General features: G+C 50.0%; 13 protein-coding genes. 8 read left to right on the forward strand and 5 right to left on the reverse strand.

Features of this window, described 5'->3' with window-relative positions:
* Positions 1-48: 48 nt before the first annotated feature.
* From HFP08_RS12110 to HFP08_RS29695, 4 genes are read left to right on the forward strand one after another with little or no spacing between them, the layout of a single operon-like run.
* Complete coding sequence (locus HFP08_RS12110) at positions 49-963, forward strand: ABC transporter permease (protein WP_168120939.1); 915 nt, start codon at positions 49-51, stop codon at positions 961-963.
* Between the two features lie 15 nt (positions 964-978).
* Positions 979-1,860 (forward strand): carbohydrate ABC transporter permease, encoded by an 882-nt coding sequence (locus HFP08_RS12115; RefSeq protein ID WP_168120857.1) that lies wholly within the window; start codon positions 979-981, stop codon positions 1,858-1,860.
* A gap of 11 nt (positions 1,861-1,871) precedes the next feature.
* Positions 1,872-7,022, forward strand: coding sequence for a polysaccharide lyase family 8 super-sandwich domain-containing protein (locus tag HFP08_RS12120; protein WP_206109234.1), 5,151 nt, complete (start codon positions 1,872-1,874; stop codon positions 7,020-7,022).
* A gap of 8 nt (positions 7,023-7,030) precedes the next feature.
* Positions 7,031-7,411 (forward strand): helix-turn-helix transcriptional regulator, encoded by a 381-nt coding sequence (locus HFP08_RS29695; RefSeq protein ID WP_481856566.1) that lies wholly within the window; start codon positions 7,031-7,033, stop codon positions 7,409-7,411.
* Between the two features lie 207 nt (positions 7,412-7,618).
* On the opposite strand, the gene HFP08_RS12130 is transcribed toward HFP08_RS29695, so the two are convergent.
* Positions 7,619-9,280, reverse strand: a complete 1,662-nt coding sequence (locus HFP08_RS12130; RefSeq protein WP_206109235.1) for a beta/gamma crystallin-related protein — start codon at positions 9,278-9,280, stop codon at positions 7,619-7,621.
* Positions 9,281-9,920: 640 nt separating this feature from the next.
* Entirely contained in the window at positions 9,921-10,805 is an 885-nt protein-coding gene (locus tag HFP08_RS12135) for an AraC family transcriptional regulator (RefSeq protein ID WP_168120861.1), read from the reverse strand.
* A 215-nt stretch (positions 10,806-11,020) separates the two neighbouring features.
* Here HFP08_RS12135 and HFP08_RS12140 point away from each other — a divergent pair, with 215 nt between their 5' ends.
* Positions 11,021-12,778, forward strand: a complete 1,758-nt coding sequence (locus HFP08_RS12140; RefSeq protein ID WP_168120862.1) for a glycoside hydrolase family 35 protein — start codon at positions 11,021-11,023, stop codon at positions 12,776-12,778.
* Positions 12,779-12,951: 173 nt separating this feature from the next.
* Here HFP08_RS12140 and HFP08_RS12145 read toward each other — a convergent pair whose 3' ends face one another.
* A complete protein-coding gene (locus tag HFP08_RS12145; RefSeq protein ID WP_168120863.1) occupies positions 12,952-14,310 on the reverse strand; it encodes an aminotransferase-like domain-containing protein in 1,359 nt (452 codons plus the stop codon).
* A 177-nt stretch (positions 14,311-14,487) separates the two neighbouring features.
* Between HFP08_RS12145 and HFP08_RS12150 the strand changes: the two genes are divergently transcribed.
* Entirely contained in the window at positions 14,488-15,453 is a 966-nt protein-coding gene (locus tag HFP08_RS12150; RefSeq protein ID WP_168120864.1) for a DMT family transporter, read from the forward strand.
* Positions 15,454-15,549: 96 nt separating this feature from the next.
* Positions 15,550-16,296: a type II toxin-antitoxin system Phd/YefM family antitoxin gene (locus tag HFP08_RS12155; protein WP_168120865.1), complete on the forward strand. Its 747-nt coding sequence runs from the start codon at positions 15,550-15,552 to the stop codon at positions 16,294-16,296.
* A 29-nt stretch (positions 16,297-16,325) separates the two neighbouring features.
* Here the strand turns inward: HFP08_RS12155 and HFP08_RS12160 are convergent, their stop codons facing one another.
* Positions 16,326-17,306 carry a helix-turn-helix transcriptional regulator gene (locus tag HFP08_RS12160; RefSeq protein ID WP_168120866.1) on the reverse strand — a complete coding sequence of 327 codons (981 nt, stop codon included), beginning with the start codon at positions 17,304-17,306 and terminating at the stop codon, positions 16,326-16,328.
* Between the two features lie 68 nt (positions 17,307-17,374).
* A complete protein-coding gene (locus tag HFP08_RS12165) occupies positions 17,375-18,904 on the reverse strand; it encodes an MDR family MFS transporter (RefSeq protein ID WP_168120940.1) in 1,530 nt (509 codons plus the stop codon).
* A gap of 218 nt (positions 18,905-19,122) precedes the next feature.
* Between HFP08_RS12165 and HFP08_RS12170 the strand changes: the two genes are divergently transcribed.
* Positions 19,123-22,449: a DEAD/DEAH box helicase gene (locus HFP08_RS12170; protein ID WP_168120867.1), complete on the forward strand. Its 3,327-nt coding sequence runs from the start codon at positions 19,123-19,125 to the stop codon at positions 22,447-22,449.
* Positions 22,450-22,484 lie beyond the last annotated feature (35 nt).

Below are 22,484 nucleotides of genomic sequence, written 5' to 3' on the forward strand. Positions count from 1 at the left end.
TACACAAAGTTAACTCGCGAAGAGACATCTGCCGGCCTTCGCCGGCCAATGGGATTTTTCACCAGGGCCAAACGTGATTTAAAGCTGAACAAGCATGTTTATCTCATGTTGCTCCCGGTGGTGCTCTATTATCTTATCTTTCATTATGGCCCGATGTACGGGCTGCAAATTGCCTTTAAGAATTACTCCCCTGCCAAAGGGTTTCTTGGCAGCGCCTGGGTTGGCTTTGTTCATTTTAAGGATTTTTTCGACAGCTTCTATTTTTGGAGAATATTGAAGAATACATTGATACTCAGCTTCTACAGTTTGCTATTCTTCTTTCCGGCAGGAATCGTTCTTGCCTTGCTCCTCAATGAGATCAGGAATACGAGATTTAAGCAGGCTATTCAAACGATTACGTACATGCCGCATTTTGTATCCCTGGTTGTCATTGTTGGAATCATGTTCGATTTTTTGGCCAGAGACGGTTTTGTGAATGATTTACTGAACGGAATATTCGGAATGGAGCCTATTGCGTTTTTGAATGAGGCTGGATGGTTTCGCACACTATATGTAGGCTCGGATATTTGGCAGAATATTGGCTGGAGCTCGATTATATTCCTTGCGGCCATCAGCTCGATTGATCCGTCGCTTTATGAAGCTGCCAGAATGGATGGGGCGGGACGCTGGAAGCAATCCATGCATATTACCTTTCCGGGTATTCTGCCTACTGTCACTATTCTATTGGTTTTGTTTATTGGGAAGTTCATGAATGTGGGGATGGAGAAAATCTTGTTGATGTACAACCCTATAACGTATGAGACCTCGGATGTAATCCAGACCTATGTGTACCGAAAAGGGATCCTTGAGGCAAACTATAGTTATAGCGCAGCTGTTGGTTTGTTTAACGCAATTATCAGCTTTATTCTGCTCTTTCTCGCGAATGGCCTTGCCAGAAGAACAGGAGAAGGTAAATTATGGTAGGGGAGGTGACATGATATGTTGAATCAGAAATCAATCAGTGAGCGTGTATTCGATGTTTCCAATACGGCATTAATGATTATAATTGCCCTGGGTACGTTGTATCCATTGCTCTATGTCCTGTTCGCCTCCTTCAGCAGTCCAATGGAAGTGATGCAGAATAGGGGTCTGTTCTTATATCCAAAAGACTTTACGTTGGAGGCCTATCGCTTGGTATTCCACAATCCGAATATCAAAACAGCCTATATTAACACAATGTTTTATGTCGTGGTGGGAACCGTGTTTAATATCTTTATGACTTCACTCGGAGCTTATGCGCTTTCTCGACGGAATTTGATGTGGAAAAACGCCGTTATGTTTATGATTGTATTCACGATGTTTTTCGAGGGCGGCTTGATTCCGGTGTACATCTTAATCGACAACTTGGGTATGATCAATACACGATGGGCGCTAATTATCCCAACTGCGGTGAGTGCCTTTAATTTGATTATTATGCGAACCTCTTTTCAAACGGTACCGGTCAGTCTGGAGGAATCCGCGCGCATCGACGGAGCGAATGATTGGACTATCCTGTTCCGGATTATTCTGCCGTTATCGCTGCCGGTTGTTGCAGTGATGGTGTTGTTTTATGGCGTTTTCCATTGGAATTCCTGGTTTTCTGCTCTGATTTATTTGCAATCCAGAGACTTGTATCCTATGCAATTAATTTTAAGGGAAATCCTAATTACGAATGATACGGAGAATATGCTGACCGGTGTGTCCTCGGGGGATAAGATGCCTATTGGGGAAACGGTAAAGTATGCAACAATTATCATTTCTACTATACCTATTTTATTCTTGTATCCTTTCTTGCAAAGGTACTTCGTCAAGGGAGTCATGATTGGAGCCATTAAGGAATAAGGAGAGTGTTAATGATGATGAAGCGGATAAGTCTGTTGTTAATCTTTGCCTTACTGGTAAGCAGTCTGGCTAGGATAGGTCCTGTTGCTAATGCGGCTGATACGGAAGGGTCAAATAATCTCATACCTAACCCCGGCTTTGAGAGTACGGTGACAAACGACAAATGGCTGAACAATACGGCTCCATCCAATTGGGGCGAATGGATGCCAACTCCCGGAGGAATCTTGTCGGTTAGCGAAAATGTATATCACAGCGGTAATAAAGCGCTGAAGATCGATCATCCGGTTGAAGCTAGAACCAATGTATCGATTAATGGCGGCGTAGCTGTTGAAGGTGGGAAAGAATATACGCTCGGCGCTTGGTTTAAGACAGATAATATTGTATCGGCCAGCGGGGTTATATTTAGAACCTATTATTATCAGGGATCGACGAAGTTGGCGGATGGTCCAAGAGTGTATTTGAAGGGAACGATCGACTGGACCAACAAGGAGTTGTCCATCGATGTTCCAACAGATGCCGATGTACTAAGGGTTGAAATTATGTTCGAGACAGGGACGGGAACGGTATGGGTGGATGATGTTTCTCTCACACCTTCTGATGTGCTTCTTACCGACGTGGAGCTCAACACCACCTCTCTGGAGCTCGCTGTAGACGAGCAGTATACCTTGGATGTAGCCTTTACGCCTGCAGAGGCGGTCGATACGACGGTAGTATGGAGTTCCAGCGATTCTGGTATTGTTGAGGTTGATCAGAATGGCACGCTTACGGCCAAGAGTGAAGGAAGCGCTATCATCAAAGTGTCGACAACGGACGGCGTACTGTATGATGAATGTACAGTTAATGTAGTAGCCTCTTCGGAGGTCGGAGTGATACCCAACCCCGGTTTTGAGAATACGGTGGAAGATACGGATTGGTTGAACAATACGGCGCCTGCCGGCTGGGGTGTATGGTTCGCGACTGCCGGGGGCATTGTGTCGGTTAGTGAAGATGAATATCACAGTGGTAATAAAGCGCTGAAAATCGATCAGCCGATCGTTGCCAGAACCAATGTATCGATTAATGGCGGAGTCGCGGTTGAAGCAGGACAACAATATACGCTCGGATTTTGGATTAAGAAAGAGAATATCGTATCTGATACAGGTGTTTTACTCAGAACTTATTATTACAATGGATCGACGAAGGTGGCGGACGGTCCTAGAGCTTACTTATATAGCGGAACGATGGACTGGACGTATAATGAGCTATCTGTCGTTGTTCCTTCAGATACCGATACGCTAAGGGTTGAGCTGATGTTCGAGACAGGGACGGGAACGGTGTGGATGGACGATGTCTCACTCCGGAATATTTCCGATCTGCAGACTGTTCGAATGGATCAAGGGTCGGTATCGATAAGTCCAGGTCAGGATTTGACGGTTACGCCTCTTGTTTATCCGGAAGCACCGGAGCATAGCTTTGTTTGGACCAGCTCAGACTCTGCTGTTGCGACTGTAACGGACGGAGTTGTACACGGCATTGCCGAAGGGAGGACGCTGATCCAGGCCGTATCTGAAGATGGCGATTTGACGGCAGAAACAAGTGTAAGCGTTATACCGGAGGCAGATATGCAGTCATTTACGTCGTTGCGCGAGCGAATGTTCAAAAAAGTGACAGTCCCCGACGGCGTCGACCCGGACTCGGATATTGTAAAACAAGTTGTTGATCAGAAAATGGCTTTGATGCATAACGATCAAAACACAGGCTTCCTGGATAAATTGGATCGCTCTGAGGATCGAACCTACTTGTGGGAGGATCGCTCGGATGAATCGGATCCTTATTTGACGCTATATAGCTTCGGTAGACTGAAGGACATGGCGTTCGTATACTCCGTTCCAAGCAGCCCGCTTTACGGGGATGCAGATTTGCGTGAGGATATACTCGGAGGGATCGATTGGTTATACCTGAACCGTTACAACGAAGATAAGCCTGTTGTAGGAAATTGGTTCGTATGGGAAATCGCCGTTCCTCAAGCTTTTGGCGAATTAATGATTCTAATGTATGATGAGCTATCTCAAGAGCAATTAAATAATTATGCTCGTGCAATTGATCATTTCTTACCTGATCCTACAAAGCGTGTTTCTCTTACTAATCCAGATTTTAGAGAGACAGGCGCTAATTTACTGAACAAAAGCTATGCAGTTGCTTTGCGCGGATTGGTGGGTGATTCGAGCGAGAAGATTGAGCAAGCGCTGGCGCCGGTTGGTAACGAGTATCGTTACGTGACCGAAGGCGAGGGTTTGTATGCTGACGGCTCCATTATTCAACATACCAATGTGGCGTATACCGGCGGATATGGGCAATCGTACATCAGCCAAGCGGAGCTGCTTCTCTATATGTTCCATGATTCGCCTTGGGAATTGACGGATCCGTTAATTCAGAATGTGTACGATTCCATCGAATCTGTGTTCGACCCGTTTATCTTTAACGGACGTTTTATGCAGATGGTGAATGGAAGAGGCTCTTCAGAAGGAGCGGGTAATGCCAAGGGATTCATTCTCGCAGCTCTTCAGTTGGCCGAAAGCGCTTCACCGGAGAAGGCATTGCCACTCAAGCAAATCATCAAGGCTTGGCTTCTTGAAGACAAGACAAACGATTATGAAACGGGATTGACCGTGTATCAGCGAAGCTTATACGATCAATTAATGAATGATCCAAAGATTGTGCCAAGAGATGAGCGCATCAAGTATACGCAGTTTGCCAATATGGACAGAGTGCTGCATGAACGAGCGGGATGGAAGCTTGGCTTAAGCCTGTTCTCTGAGCGAGTGAGCGCTTTCGAGTACGGCAATACCGAGAATATCAAAGGTTGGTTTACCGGCGCGGGCATGACCTACTTGTACGATGCGGACAAAGAACAGTACGGCGATGGCTATTGGCCGGCTGTGGACAGCTTCCGGCTTCCCGGAACGACGACGGATCGGTCAGGCGAAGGTGTGACACCGGTCGAATGGGGGAATTATGCGGACGACGAAAGCTGGGTCGGCGGCTCTTCCATCGAGGACTTGTACGGGGCGTCTGGCATGGCATTCTCCATGTCGAAGGTTACGGGCAGCTCACTGAGCGGCAAGAAGTCATGGTTTATGTTCGATGACGAGGTTTTTGCCATGGGAACGGATATTGCTTCGACGGATGACGGCGAAGTAGAGACCATTGTGGACAACCGAAAAATTAAGGACGACGGCTCCAATGAATGGATGGTGGACGGCGTTGTCAAGTCCTCGGAGCTGGGATCGTCGGAGACGCTGGACAATCCGGAATGGGTGCATCTCGATGGCAATGTGGAGGGCTCAGAATTCGGATATGTATTCCCCGACAACCAGAACATCAAAGCTATAAGAGAAGCGAGAACCGGTTCCTATTATGAGCTGAATCACAAGTACGGAACAGACATTCAAGTGAACAGCAACTTTGTAAGTTTGGCCTTCGAGCATGGCGACAGTCCGGTTAACGGCTCTTATGCCTATATTCTGCTGCCAGGCAAATCCTCGGAGCAAACGGCGAATTACAGCAAACATCCGGATGTGACGATTCTAAGCCAGACAAGCGAGGTCCATGCTGTGCAAGAGAGCAGCCTCGGCATCACAGCGGCCAATTTCTGGACGGCGGGTAAGGCTGGCCTTATTACATCCAATGATCCTGCATCCGTTATGGTTCAGGAAACATCTGATAATAGCTTAAGCTTCTCGGTATCGGATCCTACGCAGAAGCAAACGACGATCGAGCTTCAACTGGATAAGTCGGCGGCATCCGTCGTGAGTATGGATTCGAGGATCGAAGTCATTCAGTTGAGCCCGACAATCAAGCTTTCCGTTGATGTAGAAGGAGCTATGGGAGAGTCGTTGACAGGCAAGCTTAAGTTGGTTGCAGATTCGGATTCAGAATCTGGAGAGAACCCGGATGGAGGCTCCGGCACGCCTTCCAATCCTGTGGTCAATACGCCAGGCTCTTCCTCCTTGACGTATTCTCAAGGCGCAATCAGGTCCATACCAGAGCTTACGGATGGTCGAGCTGTAACGAAATTGACCGATGATATCCTGAAGGAAGCATTCGAGCAAGCGACTCCGGATTCAAAAGGGATATTGGAGACGATTGTCAAGGTATCGACTGTAGATGGAGCAGCGCAATATGTTCAGCAATTACCGGCGGAGTGGCTCAGCTCAAACGAATGGAATAAGAGAATTCGCCTGGAGACTCCAATTGGGGCGGTCGTCATTCCTGCTCACATGCTTGCGGGAATGGATATTGGCGGCCAACCATTTGTCAGCATCGTTATTGACGCGGTAGATAAGTCGGTAATTGAATCGCAGCTTCTCACGTCGATTGGCGATAAGCCTGTAATAGAATTGCATGTGGAACTGGGAGCGGAGCCGGTTGCATGGACGAACCCGGACGCTGCCGTAACGGTCATGCTTCCGCTCGATCCGAGTCCGCAAGAATTGGTGGAGCATGAGCATCTTGTCGTATTGTATCTAAATGAGCAAGGCGAAGCCATTCCTGTCCCTAATGGCAAATATGATGCGGATAAGCAGGAAATGTCATTCACAACGACTCACTTCAGTCAATACGCCGTGGCCTTTGTGCAGAAATCCTTTCTGGATACCGGGAAGTATGCTTGGGCAGAGAAGGAAATTGAAGTGTTGGCTTCGAAAGGAATCATTAATGGCGTTACGGCAAGCTCCTTTGCTCCTGGCGAGGCTATTACAAGAGCTGACTTCGTTCTTCTGCTTGTCAGAGCGCTGGAGCTTCAGGCTGAAGAATCGGAACCATTCGCGGATGTTCGGCCAGGAGATTATTATTATGAAGAGCTAGGCATTGCAAGAGCTGCCGGTTTGGTGAACGGCAGAGGGGATAATCGCTTTGCTCCAGAGGAGGAGATAACGAGACAAGAGATGATGGTCCTTGCTCATCGAGCCCTCCTGCTTGCGGACAAAGGTCTTGAGAGTGGTCAAATGAATGATTTGCAAGCCTACAAGGATGTAGATCAGTTAGCGAACTATGCGCAATCGGCGGTTGCATCCTTGATAAGCTCGGGCTATATTCAGGGCTATAACGAGCAACTTGCGCCGTTGCGTACCACTACACGAGCAGAGGCGGCTGTATTGCTGTATAGAATGCTTGCTGACTGATGCGAGAGATGGGGACTCGGTCTGATGCGGAGCGGATCATTGATCAATCTGTCAGCTTCATCAAAGAGAACCTTGCTCGTAGAATAACAGTAGAGCTTTGCGCTAGACATGTCCATCTGAGCCCTAACTATTTCGCTGCACTGTTCAAGAAGGTGAAACGCTGTACGGTGCAGCGTTTCATCCTGTGCGAGCGGATGGAATGCGCCAAGCTTATGCTGCTTGAAGGGAGATCCATACAGGATATTGCGGAGTCGCTCTCCTATCAGGAGAGAAGATATTTTACGCATGCGTTCAAGCAGTATGCAGGCGTTACGCCTTCCGACTATTGTAAGGCTCGATGGAATGAACATCGAATAGAACATTCACGTGTAGGAAGAAACTTAACGTGAAAAAATAAACCTTTCCTTGGCAAAATGGCAGGTTATTCACCCATTCGGTCCAAAGGAAAGGTTTCTTGGTATAGGTCTAGATTATCCACCTCAGAAGGACAGCGGCAGTCTTAGAATTTAATATGAATGAAACCGCTATCTGTTTAGCTATTAGTTCTTGAATAGATATAGGTTAAAAGAATCAAGTTCCCAAAGAATAGCTTTAGATTACAAGGGCTCGACGCGAATTGAGCTTAGCTTGTCGTTAAAGCCATTATCCACTAAAGTTGAGTCGTTCTGGGTAAATACCATGACATCTCCAGTAAAGTTGTCATTGGCATATCCAGTTACTCGGAAGCCGTAAGGCACCCGCAGCGAAGAAATGGAATCGTTTGCAATTCCACGTGCTATAAGCTGAGACATCGTATAGGTACCGATTGGCAGTTCAATGCTATTCCCCGAATAGTTTACATCGGTATATACTCTTGGCGGTATTACTTCTACTTTAATTGAACTCCATTCATCATTGTATCCATCATCGACCAGGGAGTCATCATCGGAATTGAATGTACTTGAAGTGCCCGAGAAATCGTAATTCTGGTATCCAATAAGTCTGTAACCTGGTGAGACCATGATCGAAGAAATGGAATCATTAGGAATACCCAATGCAAGCAATTGTGATAATGTGTAGGCGCCGGCCGGCAATTCCGCGCTGGTCCCAGTGTAATTCACGTTGACGAATACTTTTGCGGGAACTGCCGCATGCGTTGCAGTGAGCCAGTTAATAAAATAAGATTCCCCCATATAGTTCGGCCGATTAGCTTGAAGCACCCAGTTTTCGGTATCGGGAATTGGCATATTAAATGTATGCTTGTAACGAGACAGTAAGATCTCGTACGGCGGATCGCCAAATCTGTTCAGTGTCGCAACATCGCTTGAATAATTGACTGCGCCTCCGGTTCCCATCAGTTCCTTGACATAATATTCGGATTGCCGCCACAGAAGCGGCATTTGCGTTGAAGACGCCCCTTGCAAGAACAATGAACTGTCCCCTTGGTTATACGCAGTTTCTGCCCCTTGCGCCGTTGCAATAATATTGGCTTGGCTATGTGGAAGATCACGGGTGTTTTCCGGAGGAGTTCCATCGCTGCCAATAATATTGATTTCATCTTCCATGTTGCCCAGTCCTCTATTATAAATCGTTGTGTCATTGAGGAACACCCCGGCGCTCATGCGAGCCAACGCTATGGAGGCTCTCCAGTTGGGCACGTTTGAATAAGGCCCATCGACATAAGTCATGACTTTGCGGACGAAACTTTCAAAAGCCGCAATTTCAGAGGAGGACCACCCTCCTGAACCATTGCCGAAGTGTCTTATTATTTCTGCCGCATTCACCCATATGGGTAATGCCCAGGATGCCTCCAAAGCCGGCTGCACAGTAGACGTGGAAGTCATTTGTGTAAATGTGCTTGCCCAGTCGTTCAATATTTGCTTGCTTTTGTTCAGATAAGTGCTGTTGCCCGTCTTGACCCATTCCAGGGCCATGGCATACACTGCTTGCGCATCGTCGCGGAAACGAATTTCCGACGAACTGGATCCCGCTGCAACGGCATCCACTACGGCATATGCCTGTTGTGCGTATGAAGTTTTCGCATGCCTATCTTCCGTCATCTTGCTATAGCCCTGATTCATAGCGGAGAAGCTATCAGCATTCGCAATATCTCTCATTCTTTCGAGCGACGTTTGTGTATTCAGCAATCCGGGATGAACGAATACGGCGGCCTGTACAGGCACCGGGTCCGGATATACAATGGCGGATGCCAGTAATACTGTTCCAAGCAAGATGGACATGATGCTTTTGTGTGTCAAACTAATTCGTCTAAACATCATACAACCTCCGTTATTTTAAAATAGGATCTCTTTTTCCAACTGTATCCTGTTCTGACTCATTCCACTGCACGGAGGAGCTCTCGCCAGAACGCTTAATACGGAAATAACATCATTCTTAATGCCTTGAATATAAACAGGCTTAGATTCGGCCTTGCTGCGCATTTGAGATCTGGACTCATTACACAGAGTAACTGAGATCCTTACATGTGTAAATTTTAGATATGCAAACGATTCATGCTTGTGCAATTGAATTGGATTTGACATGCTTAGCTACTCACCTCCCATTTATGCTGTTGGTCTGCTGTTCTATGTGCCAAGAAATATGCCAATCATTCGGCTATGATTACTACACACAAAGCGTCACTCCTCAAGCGTCTTTAATGCATACGCTTTCAATTGACTCTTGATTTTGATACGTGAGAAGCAATACATCTTGCAGAACTTGTTCTACAAGTACCCTGTAATTTAGATGTTACGGAGTAGTAGGTTGCTGATGCCTTTCCCCTCCCCGTGTTGATGCTTTTTTCTAAGGAAGTTCTTAATTCAATACATTTAGGGACAGCTGAACTATGGTGTATTCGCTTCTGCTATTATCGTAGCAGAAAGCGACATGGCCGAGGGAGCGGTGAGGCGAAGGACTTTAATGCGAGGAAATGCCGCGTCGATACTGATTGGGCGATACGCTCGTCCAGCGGCGGAATTGTCTGGAGAAATGATGGACGGAGCTGAAGCCAAGCCGATCCGCTATCGCTTGAATGGACAAATTCGATGTGGTTAGCAGCTCTTTCGCTCTGCGCAGTTGCAGTCGACTGAGGTATTGCCGTGGAGATATGCCGTAGACCTTGGAGAATATTCGGGAGCACTGACTCCGGCTAATATTTAATTCCTTGGCGATGGTTGCAATAGAGGGAGGAGCAGCGAGATCCGCTGAGAGCCTCGCTTCAACGGTATGAGCAATATCCGTTTCATACGCTGAAGTCAAGACGACGGCTTGCGCATCGACATCAGCATTCAGGCGATCGAGCAACAGGAGAATCTCTTGAATAATCAGGAGCGCATTTATGTGCAGATGCAGGCGTTCTTGTAGAGGAAGCGAAAGCTCGATTTTGTTGCGCATGGATATGTCGGCGTCTATGCTGGCGTTGCGAACGATTTCGTGCTGCATGAGCTCTTCCAGGCTTGCAACATAAGAATCAAGCTTGCTTTCTTCCGCATAGCGTTTCGGGATAATGCGGAATGCAGAACCGCCAAGATGATGATGGATATCATGGTCGTCGAGATCGAAATGGATATTGAAGAAGCTGTAAGGAGTGGGCAGCGCATTCGCTACGGAATGATTGACTCCCGACTTCAACAGAATCCAATCCCCCTCCTGAAGCTCAGCTTGTTGATTGTTAATGTCATGCTGCGCTCCGCCCGACATGCAATACAGAAGCTCATACAAGTGATGATGATGCTTTGGAAAGGACCAATGCTTCGGCTTAATGCCGAAATGGCATCCTGAAATTTGCAGCGTTTGCGTCATATTCTGAAAGCCGATGGTGGTATCCAGGGTAAACAGCTCCTATTCCATGCAGGAAGTTGTGGAAGTATGCTTGATTTGAAATGAATTATATCATAACGGTTCGTTTCAGAGATGTTTCATGCACAAAAGGTTAACTAATTAATGCTTTTGTGCATTGTCCAGCCGCTGCTTCGATTGCTAATATGAAGGTATTCATCATATAGGAGGTTCGGCAAATGGACAATCTAAGCATATCAGGCAATCGACTCATGCTGGGGAACGATCCCGTACGTATTATTTCCGGAGCTGTGCATTATTTCAGGGTGGTTCCTGAATATTGGAAGGATCGGCTGCAGAAGCTGAAGGCTTGCGGTTTCAATACGGTAGAAACCTATGTTCCGTGGAATCTTCATGAGCCGAATGAAGGGCAATTTGTATTCGAGGGCATAGCCGATATCGAGAACTTCATTCGAACGGCCGGCGAGCTGGGATTGTATGTTATTGTGAGACCCAGTCCTTATATTTGTGCCGAGTGGGAATTTGGCGGTCTGCCCGCTTGGCTGCTTGCTGATGCCAATATGCGTCTGCGCTGCGCGGACGAAAGGTTTCTGGAGAAGGTGGATGCGTATTACGAGGTGCTGTTGCCTAAATTCAGGTCCTGGCTGTCCACGAACGGCGGTCCGATCATTGCCATGCAGATTGAGAATGAATACGGCAGCTATGGCAATGACAAGACTTATTTGAATCATATCAAGCAGCGTATGCTAGAAGGCGGCATTGATGTGTTGTTATTCACATCGGACGGGCCAACGGATTTCATGCTTCAAGGCGGGATGGTTGATGGAGTATGGGCTACCGCCAACTTCGGAGCGCGGGCGAAGGAGGGCTTCGAGAAGCTGGCGGAATATCAGCCGGGACAACCGCTGATGTGCATGGAATATTGGAATGGCTGGTTTGATCATTGGATGGAAGAGCATCACACGAGAGAAACGGCTGATGTGGCGCAAGTATTCGATGATATGCTGGCGGCGGGGGGCTCGGTAAATTTTTATATGTTTCATGGGGGCACCAATTTCGGATTTTATAACGGCGCCAATCATCAATTGCAATACGAGCCGACTATTACGAGCTATGATTATGATGCGCCTTTAAGCGAATGCGGCGATGTGACTGAGAAGTTCTACGCGGTGAGAGATGTATTGTCTAGGTATCAGGAGCTCGGACCGCTGGAGCTTCCAGAGCCGATTGCGAAGAGAAGCTATGGCACAGTCGCGCTTACGGAAACAGTGTCCTTGTTTCATTCGTTGCCTCAGTTATCCTCTCCGGTTCAACGGGCTTGTCCGGAGCCGATGGAGCGGGTGGGGCAGAACTACGGTTTTATAGTCTATACAACTTATATCTCGGGCCCTCGTCAGGAGGCCAAGCTTCATGTGCGAGATATGCATGATCGTGGGATGGTTTACGTTGATGGCGGGTATCGGGGCGTTATTGAACGATGGAACGAGGGAGAAGGCATTTCATTTGCTGTTCCTGCTGAGGGTTGCACGCTGACGTTGCTCGTTGAGAATATGGGACGTGTCAACTATGGGCCTTTTCTTAAGGATTCCAAGGGAATAACGGAGGGCGTTCTACATGGTCAGCAGTTTTTATTTGATTGGACGATCTATCCGCTGCCGCTGGATGACCTGTCGAAGCTTATCTTCGAGAAGGATGAGACAGCCCCGAGCGGACCGGCGTTTTTCCGGGGGGAATTCGAGGTGGATGAGCCGGCGGATACGTTCCTGAATATGAAGGGATGGACCAAGGGCGTTGCTTATGTGAATGGCTTCAATCTCGGACGATACTGGGAACGTGGGCCGCAATGCGCCCTGTATATTCCGGCTCCGCTTCTGAATGCGGGCCGCAACGTGCTTATCCTATTTGAATTGCACGGATGCGCGGCCGCAGCTGTTGAATTGCAGGATCGTCCTGTATTAAGCATCGCATCCCAATGAAGATTGAATTTTACTTTTCACAATATGTGCAAAGATCATGACAACAAGGGTTGGAATGCCAGGGTGACCATCCGTATGGTCTATTGGACAGTGTAATTAGGAGATACCTACATCGACCTTGTGGGGCTTAGTCACCGCAGCATTCCTCTCCGCATGCAAACGTTACCCAACCCTCATCCCCGCCTGCCGAGTTGCCTCCGAAGCTCCGCCCCGATCAAGCGAATGCCTCGCTCGATGTCTTCCTCCCGCACTGTCGTCGCGTTCAGCTTGAGCAAATGCTTCTCCATCATGCCAGGCAAGCAGTGCTTGTCGAGCTTATCCAGAACGACTTCCTTGCGAAGTCTATGAATGGCTTGCGGCACCGAAACGCGCTTATTAAGCACCAGATGCATGTGGATGGTGGGATGCTTCGTCTGCGGAAAGCGGAAAGCGTCTCCGCTGAGCTTCTCCTCCTCTCGCAGCGTTTCTGCGAGCTTCTCCGCACGCCTTGCGTACGAATCCCGAATCATGTGCCGATGGCGCTCGAACATGCGGCTTTTCAAATAAATCTCCAGCGCGCCTTGCGACAGCAAGGAGCTGCTGATATCCCAGGAACGCTTGATTCGCTCGAAGGGCTTGACGAGCGCCTGGGGAAGGACGGTTGCTCCGGCTCGCAGGCCTGGAAAAATAATTTTGGAATAGCTCTTCAGGTAGATAACCCTCTCGTGAACATCGAGAGCATGAAGCGGATCCCCCTTGCTGTCCGTCTCCAGATCCGCCATATAATCATCCTCGGCGATATACACCTCGTACTTGCGGGCAAGCTCGACGATGCGCTTCTTCTGAGCTGTCGTGTAGGAGGAGCCGAGCGGAGCGTGGAACCGCGGAATGGTGTAGAAGAACTTAATGTCCCCCAAACGGAATTGCCGCTCCAGCTCATCGAGATCGATTCCGTCCGCCGTTCGCCTGATTCCGCGCACCGGAATGCCTAGCTCCAGCAGGTGGGCGATGAATAGGTGATAGGTGGGCTGCTCGACGAGCACGACAGACTTGCCGTCAGGGAATTCGGTTGCCGCAAGAATGGCCAGCGCTTGCTGAACGCCGGATGTGACGGCGATATTCCGCTCCGTCGTGAACACTTGCGAGGAAGCGAGCTGCTTCGTTAGGACGGAGAGCAGAGAAGGCAGACCCTCGGTTGAACCATAGGCGAACAAGTCATTCTTGTACGTGTCGATCGCCTTATTGATGCAGTGTTGAAAGTCGAGATAAGGGAATAGCGCGGGATCCGGCGCCGAAGCGACAAAGTCGATCAATGGATTGCGATTGGACTCTGGGCTCGTCGGACTGATTTGAACGACATAATAGCCGCTGCGCGGAATGGAGTAGATGAGATGCCGGCGCTCCAGCTCCTCAAGCGCGGCGATGGCGGTGCTCTTGCTGCAGCTGTACTGCCGGGACAGGCTGCGAATGGAGGGCAGCTTTCCGCCTTGTTTTAGCGCCCCGCTTTGAATTTGAGCTTCCAATCGGACGAGCAGCTGTTCATATTTGTGCATCGTCTCGTTCTCCCTTCTGATGATGCCTATTCTGTACCGGTACAGATGGCTATAAAGTCAATTGTAGCAGATAGAGAGAGGCATTACGATAGAGAAGGACGAAACGGCTGCGGCTTTTCTCTGGAGGAGCAGCCGCTCTGCAGAGGCGTCGTTTCGCGAGGGAAGGGAGATTTTCGTATGGGAAAAGGTTCAACTGCGGGCATCGTGTATGCTGCGGCTGTCTGTTACATGCTCATTATCGGATTTGCGTTCTTGTTTATCAAGCTGTCGCTGGAATCGGCTGACCCGATTGACGCGCTTGCGCATCGGTTCACGGTGGCTTTCGCCGCTATCTCAATATTGTTTCTCATTCTGCGCCGCCGAATAAGCTTGATCGGCGGGAAGCAGCTGCTGTCCCTGCTGCCGCTCGTCCTCTTCTACCCGTTCCTCTTTTTCTTGTTGCAGACTTACGGTCTAGAGTACACCACATCAGGCGAGGCGGGCATCGTCAACGCCACGGTGCCGATATTCACGATGCTGCTTGCGTCTTTTTTCCTGAGGGAGAGAGCCAGTCTGCTGCAGAAGCTGTTCACGCTGCTTACGGTGAGCGGGGTCGTATTTATTTTCTTGATGAAGGGCGCGAATTTTCAAGCATCGGGCATACGCGGCATTGTGCTTATTATGCTGTCGGCGCTTGCGCTGTCGGCTTACAGCATTCTGACGCGCAAGCTGACGCTTCGGCATCACTTTCTCGATCTGACGTTTGTGATTCTGCTCGCTGGATTCATCGTGTTTAATGCGCTGTCGGTCGCGCACCATGCCGCCGAGGGCACATTGCCGAGCTACTTCGACAGCTTGGGGACGCCGAGCTTTTTATGGTCCATCCTGTACTTAGGCATTCCTTCGACGGCGGGCACCGCATTGCTGACCAGCTTTATTCTGACGCGAATGGAGGCCTTGCGCATGAGTCTCTTCAACAATGCAGCCACCGTTATTACGATTCTCGCCGGAGTCTTTTTCCTGGACGAATCGCTCGCTTATTATCACATAATTGGAGCTTGCATGGTTCTGGTCGGCGTGGTGGGCGTGAACCTGGCGGGGCGCATGCGAAGAGGAGAAGCAGTATTGGCAGAGAAAGTCGGCAAGGGGCTGACCCTTCGCTAATTGCTAAAGAGGTGCCTAATATTTCGTACGAAAAAAATAAAATATTGATATAAATCGTACGATATTATATGATTATCGTACGAGGTGATGGAGAATATGGATACAACAAAAGTAATAACGGCTACAGAGCTCAAAACGAATCTAGGCAAATATCTCGATTATGTCGCGGAGAACAACGAAGTCGTCATCACGAAAAACGGGAATAAGTTCGTGCGATTGACCCCGTATTTGACGGATATCGAACGATATTTTACGGTCAAGGAACGATCCTTGGATTATCAATACGGAGGCAAGAAAGTTTCCTATGAAGAATTTATGGAGATTTATGAGAAAAGCGATTTGAGAATGGAGTTTATTAACGGCGAAATCGTTTTGCTTGCGTCCCCGAATACGTTTCATCAGGACATAGCCGGCAATTTGCATGTCATTTTGCGATCGTTCTTGAAGGGCGGCGCGTGCAAGGTGTTCTTTGCGCCGTTCGATGTTCATTTTTTCAAAAAAGATTTCGATACGCCTGATGTGATGCAGCCCGACTTGCTCATTGCTTGCGATACGGAAAAGACCGTGAATGAAAAAGGGCGGTATATGGGCACGCCTGAACTATGTATCGAAATATTGTCCAAGAGCACCCGGACCAAAGACATGGTGGACAAACTGAATACGTTTATGTTGTCCGGCGTGAAGGAATTCTGGATTGTGGATCCTGACAAACGCACCGTTATCGTATACGGCTTTCAGGATTGCTCGATTGAGGAGTATATGTCTTATAAAGAAGGAGATATCTTGCAATCCGTTACGTTCAAAGCGTTGCGGATTCCGGTCGGTGACATCTTCGAGTCTTGATGAATACTTCTAATGGTTGAGGGAGGCGGTTACTCCATTACAAGTCCTTCTGTTAGAGGCGGGCAGGCATATTGCGCCGCAATGTCCAGCGCAGCCTGCCGCACTTTCGCGGCCAACCCGGCCGGCTCCACCACAATCACGTCCGTTCGGTAATGGAGCAGATTCCGTATCAGCCATTGCTCATTCCCACAGGTCATCCTCACCATGATTGTTCCATCTGTCAGCCGCTCGATATCCTTCTCATCGAAACGGTCCATCACGGACACGGCGGCGGATGTCTTGAACTGCAGGACAACGGGGAGCTTCTCTTGACGCGCCGCAGGGGTCCTCCATTTGTCATTCAACTCCGGCAGCGATCCCGTCCGTCGTTCAAAGCGGCCAAGCTGTACGTCCAGCTCCCGAATGCGAGACAGCTTGAAGATGCGATAATCCTCGCGCAAGCGGCAGTAGCCTTGCAGATACCAGGAATAGCTCTTGAGCACCAGCGCCATCGGCTCGACCTCGCGCTCGTGCTTCTCTCCCTGCCTGCTCGTATAGGTGAAACGAATAAGCCTCCGCTCATCCACCGCCTGGCGAAGCGTCTCGTACCGCGCTCGTGCTTCTTTGCTATTCTGCCAAGGCGTGAAATCAATTTGAATGCGTTCGCCTTCGTTTACACCGATTCGCCCTTGCTCCGCTTGCGCGACCATCGCGCCTACTTTGCCAAGAAGAAGATCCATGGGCGATTGATCATAGGCTCTCGTCGATTGAAGGCCGCGAAGAGCGGTAGAGAGCGCAGTCAGCTCTTCGAAGGACAGCAATTGCCGATCGAGCCGGAAGCTCTCCATAATCTCATACCCGCCATCCATGCCGGTATAGGAGACGATGGGGATGCCGGCTTGGCCGAGCGTCTCCAGGTCGCGATACACGGTGCGCAGAGATACCTCGAGACGTTCGGCAAGCTCCTGAGCCTGTACCCGCTTTCGATTCAACAGCAGAATCGTAATCGTCATTAATCGTTCAAGCTTCATTGCCATCTCTCCCGGAACGGAATTTACGCACGGCCCAGCTTCCATGCGGACCGTGCGTTTCGACTCAATCAATGCGCTGCCGCGTATGCTTCTCCGGTCTCTTCCTCCGCGACAGGCTCCATCTTATCCTTCGTCATCAGCCCTGCGGCGATCAGCGCGAGCACGGCGGGGACGAGGCTCCAGGCAAAGGTTGCGCCAATGGAGCTCGACAATCCGTCTGAAATGATGTCGAGAAGCTGAGCATCCACCGATTCGCGAAACGCAGGATTCAGCAAGGCATGCGGATCGCTTAGAGTAAGTCCTTGCGGAAGCGCGTCTTCGTTGCCGCCTAGCGAATCGCTCAACTTCCTCAGCAGGCTGTGGCTCTGCACGATGCCGAAGATCGTAATGCCAAGCGCCATGCCGAGCGATCGGTTGAAATTGAGCGTCGAGCTTGCCGCCCCGCGTTCCTTCGCAGGGAAGGAATGAAGCACAGCCGTGCTTAATACGGAGAAGGAAGCGCCAATGCCAAGACCGATCAGAATCATAATAATCGTAATGAGAAGTCGAGAAGAGTCTACATCAATTTGCGACAGAAGAGCAAGACCTGTCAGCAGCAGGGCCAGAGTTCCCATCATGATGGTGCGGTACTGCAGCTTCGTCATAAGGAAGCCGCCTAGCGTCGCGGTCACGACCGAACCGATCATCATCGGCAGCAGGGTCAGGCCCGAATTCGAGGCCGAACCGCCAAGTACGCCTTGCACATAGATCGGGATGAAGATTGCCGCCGTCATATAAGCGGCTCCGCTGAGCATGGCGACCAGATTGCTCGTTGTGTACAATCTGCTGCGGAACAAACGGAAGGAAATGATCGGCTCCGCGGCCCTCTTCTCCACAGCGAGGAGCAGCAGAGCAAGCAAGACGAAGCCGGCGAACAAGCCGATAATTTGCGGTGAGTCCCAAGCATAGGTTTTGCCGCCAAGTTCAAGCCCGAAGATGCAGCACACGACAGCGCCGACGAGCAGCAACGAGCCCGCCCAATCGATCTTCTGCTTCGAATGCTCCGAGGACTCCTTGTAGAACAAGGCAAGCATCAGCAAAGCAAGGATGCCGAGCGGCAAGTTCATGTAGAAGATCCACGACCAGTTGACATGATCGGTAATGTACCCGCCTAGCAGCGGCCCCAGCACGCTCGACAGGCCGAACACCGCTCCGAATGCGCCCATCATTTTCCCGCGATCCTTGGGCGGGACGACATCGAACAGAATCGTGAAGGCGATCGATACCATCGCCCCGGCTCCGACGCCTTGAACCGCCCGATATAAGCTGAGCTCCACGATGGTGCCTGCCATCCCGCATAAGGCCGATCCGATCATGAATACGATAATCCCAAAGATGAAGAAGCGCTTGCGTCCGTACATATCCGACAGCTTGCCGAAAATCGGCATGCACGCCATCTCCGCAACCATATACGCGGTGGTGACCCAGACGAACTTGTCGAGGCCCCCCATCTCTCCGACGATTGTTCCCATGGCTGTCGCAACAATCGTGTTGTCCATCGATGCCATGAGTATCGCGAGCAGCAGTCCGACAACGATAACTCCCAGCTTGTTTTGCATTCTTGTCATTCTAATCCCATTCCCTTCCTTGTTCTCGTTTTGGATTGCGCAGCAACCGTTTGAAACCATCATAAGGGATCATTGTTGACAACTGTATGTCAGGGAGATATACCATGTTGAAATAAATGGTGAAGTCCGACTGTAACGAGCTATGCTACAATATAGAAAAAGGATGACAACGGAATCTGAAATATTTTTCTGCAAAGGTTGTGAAAGAAATGTTGATGGGAGCGTCGCTTCCAAAGAGCGAAATTAAAGAAATTTGCGGTTCGACCTTCTATACGAGAGGTCAGAATTATCAGCTGATGCGCAAGGTGCGCAAGCTGAGCTATAATCCCGAGTTATGCGAGTACACAGCTGAGGTGAAGGGCAGCAGGACTTACCAAGTGTCCGCGATTATAGATGAAGATGGAGAAGCTCATGAGATCGTCTGCAACTGTCCGGCTTATTTCGAATATGACTATTATTGCAAGCATGTGGCGGCTGTTCTGCTTGAAATCGAGGAGCTGGTGCGGCTGCAAGGCACAATGGGACAAGCGAGCAAATATCAGTCCTCGCAAGCGAAAGCAATGACAAAGACAAAGGCTAAGGCTGTTGACGGTTTTCTCACTCCTTCGTCCAGTCATGGACTCTCTTCACAGGAGAAGCGCATAGCCAATGAACTGCTCTCTTTGTTTGGCTCGAATAGTGCGACCCTATCTAGATCAGCGGCAATCGCGCAGAATGAGCATGAAGAGATGAAAGTAGAATTCATTTGTCATATTAGCACGGGCTATGCGGCTGCGGTATCGGTTGAGTTGAAAGTGGGGCCGTCCAGAGTGTACGTCGTGCAGAAGATAACGGACTTTCTGACGAAGCTGTCGGAAGGTCAACCTCATTCATTCACGAAGCTGTTCATCCTCGATCCCTCCAAGCACCGGTTTCGGAAGCAGGACGAGGAGGCGCTGCAGCTTCTGCAGAGCATAGGAAATGTTGAGCAAAGCTACAGACAGCGCTCAGGCTATTATTACGGTTCCCGTCACAACGAACGTTCGCTGTATATTCCGCCCGCCTTCTGGGATACGCTGCTTGAGCGGCTTCGAGGCACGGAGACCACTTTCCTGTTGAATGGCCAGAGCTGTCCATCGCTCGATGAACAAGATGATTCGCTGCCTGCGCAATTTCGCTTGACCAAAGGCCGCACACCCGATCAGTACTTACTGGAGATGGAAGGGCTTGATCGGCTCCAATCTCTTCCCGCGTACGGGCTTGTCCTATCGAATCAGGGCAAATGGTACAGAATGAATAAATCCGAGATTGACAAGCTCGAACGAATGAAGAAGATTATCCAGCCGGCAGAGCAAGGCAAAATCGCTATCGCCGCGTCTCATGTGAACGATTATGTGAATCAAGTGATTCCGGAGCTGCGTCATTTCGGGAAGCTGACCATCGACCCGAGCGTGGAGGAAGCTATCGTCAGCGAGCCGCTGCAGGCGAAGGTATATCTGGACGCCAGGGAAGATGCTCTTACGGCCAAGGTGGAATTTCATTATGGCAGACATATTCTTCATCCGGGGCGAACGAATGAGAAGATGGATGGCGGCGCGGTTGTCATGCGGCAGCAGGAGGAAGAGCTAGAGGTGCTTCTACTGCTGAAGCAAGCGGGCTTCAAGGAATCGGGAAGCATGCTCTTGCTCCATACCGAACAAGAGCAATACAGCTTCTTGTATGAAAGGCTGGAGGCGCTTCAAGAAATCGCCGAAGTGTTCGCCACGAATGCTGTGAAGTCCATGCAGGTGCCAAGAAGCGTTCTTCCAAAGCTCTCTGTTGATATGGATGAGGGGATGGATTGGCTTCATGTGACCTTCGATATGGAGGATGTGGATCAGAAGGAGCTCCTGCGTCTGCTGCAGTCGATTCGGGAGAAGAAGACATATCATCGCCTCTCTGACGGGGCATTCGTGTCGCTTGAGGATGAAGGCTTCAGGCAGATCGGAGAGCTGTTCGACAATCTTGGCATTACGAAATCGGAGCTTAAGAGCGGAGCGATGCGGCTGCCATTGGTTCGCGGGCTTGCTTTGACAGAGGCAACCTCGGGGGAGCTGGCTCATGTGAAGCTTGGCAAATCGTTCAAGCGTCTTCTGAGCAATCTGAATAATCCCGATAATCTGGACTTCGAGCCGCCGGGAACACTGACGAGCATACTGCGAGACTATCAGTCGGCAGGCTTCCAGTGGATGAAGACGCTTAGCTATTACGGCTTCGGAGGCATTCTGGCAGATGATATGGGACTCGGCAAAACACTGCAAAGCATCGCCTACCTGCTCTCGGAGCGAGAGGCGCGGGGCGAGCGGAAGGGAAGCTCCATTATTATTTGCCCGGCGTCGCTGGTCTATAATTGGAAGCATGAGCTGGCAAGATTCGCACCGGAGCTGAATTGCCTGGTCATGACGGGCTCCCGCTCGGAGCGGGAAGCGATTCTGGGAGAGGGCATTGACGCCGACGTGATTATCACTTCGTATCCATTGCTCCGCAGAGATGCGGATTTGTACGAACATTGCCAGTTTCATTGCATGATTCTGGACGAGGCGCAGGCGATTAAGAACCATGCGACGCAAACCGCTCAATCGGTTAAAGCCATTTCTGCGGCGCATCGCTTCGCTTTAACCGGCACGCCCGTTGAGAACAGGCTGGAGGAGCTGTGGTCGATCTACAGCGCCGTATTCCCGGAGCTGTTCGCGGGCAAGAAGTCCTTCTCGGATCTCACACCGGAGCAGGTGGCGCGCAAGATTCGACCGTTCATGCTAAGAAGGCTTAAGCGCGACGTGCTCACAGAGCTGCCGGACAAGATCGAGACGCTGCAAACGACGGAGCTGCTTCCCGAGCAGAAGAAGCTGTATATGGCCTATCTCCTGCAGCTAAAGCAAGAGACCGCGCAGCAGCTTGAAGCGGAAGGCTTCCAGCGGAGCCGGATGAAAATACTGGCGGGCTTGACGCGGCTTCGCCAGCTATGCTGCCATCCCTCTTTGTTCGTCGAGAATTACGACGGAGGCTCGGGGAAGCTGGAGCAACTGCTGGAGCTGGTTGAAGAATGCAAGGATGGGGGTCGAAGAATGCTTATTTTCTCCCAATTCACGGGCATGCTGTCTATCCTTCGCGAAGAGCTGAACAAGCGGGGGCGTTCGTACTTCTATCTGGACGGCTCCACAAAGTCGAGCGAGAGAGTCGAGCTGTGCAAGCAATTCAATGACGGCGAGAGGGATATGTTCCTTATTTCGCTCAAGGCCGGAGGCACGGGGCTGAATTTGACGGGAGCGGATACCGTCATTCTGTATGATCTTTGGTGGAATCCCGCCGTCGAGCAGCAAGCGGCCGACCGCGCGCATCGGATGGGGCAGAAGAATGTCGTTCAAGTCATTCGTATGATGACCGAAGGAACGATCGAGGAGAAGATGTACGAGCTGCAGCAGCAGAAGCGGGATTTGATCGACAAGGTGGTGCAGCCGGGCGAGGAACAGCTGTCCTCCCTGTCCGAGCAGGATATTCGTGAGTTGCTGGCGCTCTAAAGAGCACCGCTATAAGCACATGTTCATTAATTCGA

Source organism: Paenibacillus sp. HB172176 (assembly GCF_011947265.1).
Taxonomy (GTDB): Bacteria; Bacillota; Bacilli; order Paenibacillales; family Paenibacillaceae; genus Pristimantibacillus.

What these genes read in the sequence shown, in the direction of transcription:
- HFP08_RS12110 (WP_168120939.1), top strand. Translation starts at nt 49, where the DNA reads ATGGGATTTTTCACCAGGGCCAAACGTGATTTAAAGCTGAACAAGCAT.
- HFP08_RS12115 (WP_168120857.1), top strand. Translation starts at nt 979, where the DNA reads ATGTTGAATCAGAAATCAATCAGTGAGCGTGTATTCGATGTTTCCAAT.
- HFP08_RS12120 (WP_206109234.1), top strand. Translation starts at nt 1,872, where the DNA reads ATGATGATGAAGCGGATAAGTCTGTTGTTAATCTTTGCCTTACTGGTA.
- HFP08_RS29695 (WP_481856566.1), top strand. Translation starts at nt 7,031, where the DNA reads ATGGGGACTCGGTCTGATGCGGAGCGGATCATTGATCAATCTGTCAGC.
- HFP08_RS12130 (WP_206109235.1), bottom strand. Translation starts at nt 9,280, where the DNA reads ATGATGTTTAGACGAATTAGTTTGACACACAAAAGCATCATGTCCATC.
- HFP08_RS12135 (WP_168120861.1), bottom strand. Translation starts at nt 10,805, where the DNA reads ATGACGCAAACGCTGCAAATTTCAGGATGCCATTTCGGCATTAAGCCG.
- HFP08_RS12140 (WP_168120862.1), top strand. Translation starts at nt 11,021, where the DNA reads ATGGACAATCTAAGCATATCAGGCAATCGACTCATGCTGGGGAACGAT.
- HFP08_RS12145 (WP_168120863.1), bottom strand. Translation starts at nt 14,310, where the DNA reads ATGCACAAATATGAACAGCTGCTCGTCCGATTGGAAGCTCAAATTCAA.
- HFP08_RS12150 (WP_168120864.1), top strand. Translation starts at nt 14,488, where the DNA reads ATGGGAAAAGGTTCAACTGCGGGCATCGTGTATGCTGCGGCTGTCTGT.
- HFP08_RS12155 (WP_168120865.1), top strand. Translation starts at nt 15,550, where the DNA reads ATGGATACAACAAAAGTAATAACGGCTACAGAGCTCAAAACGAATCTA.
- HFP08_RS12160 (WP_168120866.1), bottom strand. Translation starts at nt 17,306, where the DNA reads ATGAAGCTTGAACGATTAATGACGATTACGATTCTGCTGTTGAATCGA.
- HFP08_RS12165 (WP_168120940.1), bottom strand. Translation starts at nt 18,904, where the DNA reads ATGCAAAACAAGCTGGGAGTTATCGTTGTCGGACTGCTGCTCGCGATA.
- HFP08_RS12170 (WP_168120867.1), top strand. Translation starts at nt 19,123, where the DNA reads ATGTTGATGGGAGCGTCGCTTCCAAAGAGCGAAATTAAAGAAATTTGC.